General features: G+C 71.7%; 6 protein-coding genes. 3 read left to right on the top strand and 3 right to left on the bottom strand.

Annotated elements, in window-relative coordinates; all coding sequences use genetic code 11:
* Positions 1–203: 203 nt before the first annotated feature.
* Complete coding sequence (locus GJ743_RS01250) at positions 204–2,807, bottom strand: MMPL family transporter (protein ID WP_155050128.1); 2,604 nt, start codon at positions 2,805–2,807, stop codon at positions 204–206.
* Positions 2,808–2,943: 136 nt separating this feature from the next.
* Between GJ743_RS01250 and GJ743_RS01245 the strand changes: the two genes are divergently transcribed.
* Positions 2,944–3,516, top strand: a complete 573-nt coding sequence (locus GJ743_RS01245) for a TetR/AcrR family transcriptional regulator (protein ID WP_155050127.1) — start codon at positions 2,944–2,946, stop codon at positions 3,514–3,516.
* 281 nt (positions 3,517–3,797) lie between these two features.
* Positions 3,798–4,232 (top strand): hypothetical protein, encoded by a 435-nt coding sequence (locus GJ743_RS01240; RefSeq protein WP_155050126.1) that lies wholly within the window; start codon positions 3,798–3,800, stop codon positions 4,230–4,232.
* Positions 4,233–4,254: 22 nt separating this feature from the next.
* On the opposite strand, the gene GJ743_RS01235 is transcribed toward GJ743_RS01240, so the two are convergent.
* A complete protein-coding gene (locus GJ743_RS01235) occupies positions 4,255–5,094 on the bottom strand; it encodes a helix-turn-helix transcriptional regulator (RefSeq protein WP_155050129.1) in 840 nt (279 codons plus the stop codon).
* Between the two features lie 181 nt (positions 5,095–5,275).
* On the opposite strand from GJ743_RS01235, the gene GJ743_RS01230 reads away from it, so the two are divergent.
* Positions 5,276–6,220: an SDR family oxidoreductase gene (locus tag GJ743_RS01230; RefSeq protein WP_155050125.1), complete on the top strand. Its 945-nt coding sequence runs from the start codon at positions 5,276–5,278 to the stop codon at positions 6,218–6,220.
* A gap of 17 nt (positions 6,221–6,237) precedes the next feature.
* Here GJ743_RS01230 and GJ743_RS01225 read toward each other — a convergent pair.
* A partial coding sequence (locus GJ743_RS01225; protein ID WP_196216868.1) for a substrate-binding domain-containing protein occupies positions 6,238–6,532 on the bottom strand: 295 nt, incomplete at its 5' end.

Raw genomic sequence — 6,532 nt, 5'->3', positions numbered from 1 at the left:
CAGCGACGCCGGAAGCTGGTCGTCGAGGCGGGCCGTCGCGAGGATCACGCCGTCGACGTTGCGGTCGAGGAGGGTCTCGGTGGCGCGGCGCTCAGGCGCGCCTCGGATACGGTCGACCCCGGACTCGACGTGCATCCCGCGGTCGAGCGCGCCGTGCGAGCGCTCGCGGCGACACGATAAACCAGCGCGGCGTCGGCCCGACGTCAGCTCCGGATGGGCGCCCTGGCGGCATCCTCCCTCGTGATCTCGTCACCGGCCGCGTCGCCGCTCCCGCCGCCGACTGCGGCCGCCGAAGCCCCGTGCACCGGGTGCGACCGCTCGAGCGCGGCACCCTCGACGTCGACGTTCGGGAGGATCCGGTCGAGCCAGTTCGGCAGCCACCACGCCGACCGACCGAGCAGGTGCATGACGGCCGGGATCAGCAGCATCCGCACGATGAACGCGTCGAAGAGCACGCCGATCGCCAGACCGAAGCCGAGCGGTCGCACCATCGCGAGGTGCGAGAAGACGAACCCGCCGAACACGGCGGTCATGATGATCGCCGCCGCGGTGACGACGACTCGGCCGTTGCGGAGACCTGCCACCACCGCCGTGCGCGCGGGCACGCCGTGCACGTACGCCTCGCGCATGCCCGAGACGAGGAACAGCTGGTAGTCCATCGCAAGCCCGAACAGCACGCCCATGATGAGGATCGGCGCGAAGTTCAGCACCGGCCCCGGGTCGTGCACCCCGAACACGGTGCCGAGCCATCCCCACTGGAAGATGGCGACGATCGCACCGAACGCCGCAAAGAGGGAGAGCACGAAGCCGGCGGTCGCGACGAGCGGCACGAGGATCGACCTGAACACGAGCACCAGGATGATGAGCGAGAGCCCGACGACGAGCGCCAGGTAGACCGGCAGCACGCCCGCGAGCTTCTCCGAGATGTCGATGTTGCCGCTCGCCTGGCCGGCGACGCCGAGGTCGACGTCGCCATCCGCACCCGCCGCCTCCCCGGGCACCGGTGAGAGGTCGCGCAGGTCGTGCACGAGCTGCTCGGTCGAGGCGCTGGACGGGCCGTCGACCGGCACGACCTGGAAGGCCAGGAAGTCGCGATCGTCGGAGACGCCGACCGGCGCGACGGCGACCACGTCTTCCTGCTCGAGGAGCAGGTCGGCGAGGTTCGCCTGCGTCGCCGTCACCTCGTCTTCGGCGAGGCCGTCGGGCAGGGCCGCGGTGACCAGGAGCGGACCGTTCTGCCCGGCGCCGAACGCGTCGGCGACCGCCGTGTACGCCTGGTACTGGGTGGAGTCGGTGGCCTCGGACGACCCGTCGGGCAGGCCGAGCCGCATCGACAGGGCCGGGATCGCGACCACGAGCAGCACGATGATCGCGAGCGCCGCGCGCAGGAGTGCGCGTCCGGTGCCCATGGGCTTCAGCTCCGGTCGCGCGTGCGACTCGTGGCCGATCTGCGCGCGGGCGCGGCGGTTGACGATCCGGATGCCGATGAGCCCGAGCACCGCGGGCGTGAAGCTCACCGCGAGGAGCACCGCGATGAGCACGCAGACCGCGCCGACGGTGCCCATCACGCCGAGGAACGGGATGCCCGTGACGTTCAGCGCAAGGAGCGCGACGAGCACGGTCGAGCCGGCGAACACGACCGCGTTGCCGGAGGTGCCGTTGGCGAGGGCGATCGACTCGCGGATCTCCATGCCCGCGAGGACCTGCCGGCGGTGGCGGTTCATGATGAAGAGCGCATAGTCGATGCCGACGGCCAGCCCGAGCATGACGCCCAGCACCGGCGTGACCGACGTCATGTCGACGACGCCCGAGAAGGCGAGCGAGCCCGCGACGCCGATGCCCACGCCGATGATCGACGAGACGATGGGCATCACCGCGGGCAGCAACGCCCGGAACATGAGGATCAGCACGAGGAGCGCGAGGGCGACGCCGGCGATCTCGCCGGGCCCGACGAGGCCGTCGATGCTCGACGCGATCTCGGACGAGTAGTCGATCGCGACGCCGTCGATGTCGGCGCCGTCGAGTTCGTCGGCGACCGCGGCCTTCGTCTCCGCGGGGAGCGAGAAGAGCTCGTCCTCGAACAACACGGCGCCCGCCGCGGTCGCGCCGTCGGCGGAGACGGTGCGGATCTCGGATGCCGCGTCGACGAGTCGCTGCCCGTCTTCGAGCCGGCTCCGCTGATCGGGCAGTTCGGCCGCACCGGCCTCGAGTTCGGCGCGCTGGGCGTCGAGCTGCGCTCGGTTCGCGTCGAGTTCGGCCTGCTGCGCCGCGAACTGCGCCTCGGCGAACGCGTACGTGCCGTCGGCCCGCGCCTGGGCCACGGCCCCGTCGAGCTGGGCCTGCCCGGCGTCGAGCTGCGCCTCAGCGGCGTCGAGCTGGGCGGTGCCGTCGGCGACCTGCTGCTCCGCCTCGTCGAGTTGCGCGGCGCCATCGGCGAGCTGTTGCTCCTGCTCGGCGCGCTCCGATGCCGCGGCGAACGGGTTCACGACGTCGTCGACCCGGTCGATCTCGGCGATGCCGTCGAGCAGCTCGCCGATCTGCTCCTCCTGCGACGAAGTGAAGGCGCTGCCGTCCTCCGTTCGGAAGACCACCGTCCCGGTCGCTCCTCCGAGACCGTCGAGCTCGTCGGTGAGCTGTTCGGTCACCCGCTCGGTCTCCGTACCGGGGATGCTCATGGTCGTGGTCAGCGTGCCGCCGAAGGCGAGGAATGCGCCGGCGGCGAGCGCGAGGGTCACGATCCATCCGGCGATGACCGTCCAGGACCGCCGCGAGGCGAGCCGACCGAGTCGGTAGAGGAGTTCTGCCATGTCGGGCTGCCTTTCGGATCACGCGGTGGTCGGCGCACCGTCGAGCCGGAACGAGAGTACCCGACGGATGTCGGAAATCCGACATCCGTCGGCGAACTCGCAGACACCCGAGCGGGGCGACTGCCAGAATCCCCCTATGGACGTCCGAATCGAGCGCACCCGCCGTGCCCTGCAGGAGGCGCTGTTCGCGCTTGCGCGGGAGCATCCGCTCGAGGAGGTCACGGTGGCCGACATCGCGACCCGCGCGGGCGTGAACCGCAGCAGCTTCTACCAGCACTACTCCGACAAGGAGACGCTGCTCGCCGACGCGCTCGACGCTGCCGCCGAGCTCGCGCGGGCGAATCTGCCGGAGAGCCCCGAGCCTCCCGCCGACCCGCCCCAGGCCCTCTTCGACTACCTCGCCCACCTCGACGAGAACGCCGAAGTGTATCGCCGGGTCCTCGGGCCGCACGGTTCGGCGGTCGTGATGGCGCGGCTGCGCGCACGGATCGAGTCGATCGTGCAGGAAGGCATCGCGACGTCGGGCACCCCCGCCTACGAGGGGCTCCCGCTCGACATCGTCGGCGCCGGTATCGCAGGCTCGGCGCTCGGCGTGATCGAGGCCTGGCTCGCGCGCGACCCGCGTCCGCCGGTGGCCACGGCAGCCGACTGGCTCTGGCGGGTGCTGCTCGGTCCGGGCGGATCGGGGACGACGCCCGCGGCCGGCTGATCTCGACGCGTGGACCCCGGCGGCACGCACGACCGGCGCTGTCCTGCGGCGAGAGGCTGGTCTGACCACACCGTGCCCCGCGCCGGCCCGCCGTCGTGGATCCGTTGTGGTCGCGCGTCGGCGTCTGCCATAGTGAGCACCATCACGCCGAGGCCAGCTGTTCTCACGGATCGAGGTACGGATATGACCCCTCATCCACGCAGTCGCACGAGGGAAGCGCCGTGCATTCGGCTCGTGTTCATCGATCCCGCTCCGACCCTCTCGACCCGAGAGGCACGAGCATGAGCCGCGCGTACTTCTGGGTCGCGACCATCCTCGCGGTGTACTGCTGGCTGATCCCGGTCGCATGGCTCCTCGCGCCGTCGGTACCGCTGACGTCCTGGGGTCTGGAGATCGAGCCGGTGGCGGCCTGGTTCGGTCTCCGCGCAAGCGTGGGGACCGCCGGCTTCGGCATCGCACTCTTCCTGGTGCGCCGCGAGCCTCCGTCGCGCGGGCGCCTCGCGGTCAGCGTCGCATTCATCGCTGCCTGGCTCACCTGGGCGGCCTACGGTGTGTACTCGGTGCTCACGGACGCAGCGGGCGTCGGGCTGCTGGCGACGGTGGGCGTCGAGATCGTCGCTGCCGCCGTGCTCGCCTGGGCGGAGTTCGGGACGCGGCGCCGAGCCGAGCGGAATGCGCCATCCGTGGACGGGCTCGCACACCCCGGGGATCGGTGACCTGCCGAGTCCGGATGCGACCTCAGCCGAGCGCCTGCGCGCCGATGACGGCGAGCAGGCTCAGCCGGTCGTGGCTCTCGCTTCCGGGGATGGCGGTGTACACCAGCAGCGAATGGCCCTGGTCGGGGTCGATCAACCGCTGGCAGGTCAGCTCGAGGGCGCCCACCTCGGGGTGGATGAAGTGCTTCACCTCGTGCGGGCGGATGCCGATCTCATGGTCATCCCACACGCGTCGGAACTCGTCGCTCCGCTCGAGGAGCAACCCCGCGAGCCACGCGGCACGTGAGTCCGGCCCGCGGAGCGTGACGATCTCGCGAAGCCCCGACGCGTACATCCGGCTGAGGAAGGCGTGCTCCTCCGGTGCGTATCGGTGCCGGGCGCTCGGATCCATGAACCATCGGTATCCGACGCTCCTGTCCGGCCCGGTGTAGGAGGTGGCATCCCCGGTCAGCGCCACGGCCATCGGCGTCTGCCGCAGCGTCTCGCCGAGCTCGGTGACGATCTCGGCGGGCGTGTCGCTCAAGCGGTCGAGGATGCGGAGCAGCCCGGGACTGATGTGCGTACTGACCTCACCGCGCGCGGGCGGGTTGTGCCCCGCCAGCCGGAAGAGGTGGTCGCGCTCGTCGATGGACAGGTGGAGGCCTAGCGCGATCGACGCGAGCATCTGAGGCGAGGGCTGGGGGCCGCGCTCCTGCTCCAACCGCGAGTAGTAGTCGGTCGACATGTGGCACAGCGCCGCGACCTCCTCGCGGCGCAGCCCGCTGGTCCGCCGGCGCGGGCCGCGAGGCAGTCCGACGTCCTCGGGCTGCAGCGCCTCCCGACGACCGCGGAGGAACTCCGCCAGCCCGGCGCGATCGATCATCATGAGCCCCCAACTCGCAGTCACTGCATCGTTTCTACCCCGCCATGCCGACCGGAGCCACGGATCGCCCGTCCCACCCTCGCCGCCGGTGGGCGGGACTCGCGAACCCGGGATCGACGGTCTCTGGATGACTCGCCAGGCGTCGGCGACCGTGGGATGACCACGAACGAGGAGGACCCGAATGACACGGCGACCCATCGACATCCAGATCCCCGACCTGACCGGCCGGCGCGCGGTCGTCACCGGCGCGAGCGACGGCATGGGGCTCAGGATCGCCGAGCGACTCGCGGCGGCCGGCGCCGAGGTGGTCCTCCCGGTCCGCAACCCCGCGAAGGGCGCGCGGGCGGTCGAGCGGATCCGCGAGCGCGTACCGCGGGCCGAGGTCTCGCTGCGATCGCTCGACCTGTCCTCGCTCGCCTCGGTCGCCGCGCTCGGTGACGCCCTGACCGCAGAGGGGCGGCCCATCCACATCCTGATCAACAACGCGGGGGTCATGACGCCGCCGGAGCGCGGGGTGACCGTCGACGGCTTCGAACTGCAGTTCGGCACCAATCACCTCGGCCACTTCGCGCTCGTCGCCCGCCTTGCGCCGCTGCTGCGGGCCGGGAACGCCAGGGTGACGTCCCAGATCAGCATCGCGGCGCGGCGCGGGTCGATCGACTGGGACGACCTGAACTCGGAGCGCAGCTACGACGCGCAGCGCGCGTACGCTCGATCGAAGATCGCGCTCGGACTGTTCGGGCTCGAACTCGATCGTCGGAGCCGCGCCCAGGGGTGGGGCATCACGAGCACCCTCTCGCACCCGGGGGTGGCCCCGACGAACCTGCTCGCCGCGCGCCCCGAGCTCGACCGGCACGAGGACACGAGCGCCATCCGGATGATCCGAGCCCTCTCGGCGCGCGGCATCCTGCTGGGCACGGTCGAGTCCGCGGCGCTGCCCGCGCTCATGGCCGCCACCGACCCGTCGGCCGAGGGCGGCGAGATGTACGGGCCACGCGGACTGGGCCACCTCGGCGGCCCGCCGGCCCGGCAACGGCTCTACGCCCCGCTCCACAGCGCGGCCGACGCCTCGCGGATCTGGGCCGCGTCCGAACGCCTGACGGAAACGGCGTTCGTCACCACCTGAGGTCTCGGACGACCACGTCACCGCGTCGGCGGCGCCGTGGACGCCCGGGGCATCAGGGTCGGCAGTGCGGTGCGGAGGTCGTGTCCGCCTGGTGCCGGCGACAGCAGCAGCTCGAGCGCCGTCGAGGCGATCTGCTCGAACGGCGTCCGGACGGAGGAGAGCGCCACCGGCAGCCGCGACACCAGTGGGATGTCGTTGTAGCCGACGATCGAGAGGTCGGTGCCGATGCGGAGCCCGAGGCCGCTCGCTGCGGTGAGCACGCCGATCGCGAGGTTGTCGTTCGCGGCGAAGACCGCCGTCGGGCGGTCGGGG

Source organism: Agromyces bracchium, assembly GCF_009709675.1.
GTDB classification, from domain to species: domain Bacteria; phylum Actinomycetota; class Actinomycetes; order Actinomycetales; family Microbacteriaceae; genus Agromyces; species Agromyces bracchium.
The sequence above is the reverse complement of the archived record's forward strand: the minus strand, read 5'-3'. Positions and strand labels throughout refer to the sequence as shown.

Bases quoted from the DNA above. Each gene is read 5' to 3' on its own strand.
- GJ743_RS01230 (WP_155050125.1), top strand. From the start codon at position 5,276: ATGACACGGCGACCCATCGACATCCAGATCCCCGACCTGACCGGCCGG.
- GJ743_RS01235 (WP_155050129.1), bottom strand. From the start codon at position 5,094: ATGATCGATCGCGCCGGGCTGGCGGAGTTCCTCCGCGGTCGTCGGGAG.
- GJ743_RS01250 (WP_155050128.1), bottom strand. From the start codon at position 2,807: ATGGCAGAACTCCTCTACCGACTCGGTCGGCTCGCCTCGCGGCGGTCC.
- GJ743_RS01240 (WP_155050126.1), top strand. From the start codon at position 3,798: ATGAGCCGCGCGTACTTCTGGGTCGCGACCATCCTCGCGGTGTACTGC.
- GJ743_RS01245 (WP_155050127.1), top strand. From the start codon at position 2,944: ATGGACGTCCGAATCGAGCGCACCCGCCGTGCCCTGCAGGAGGCGCTG.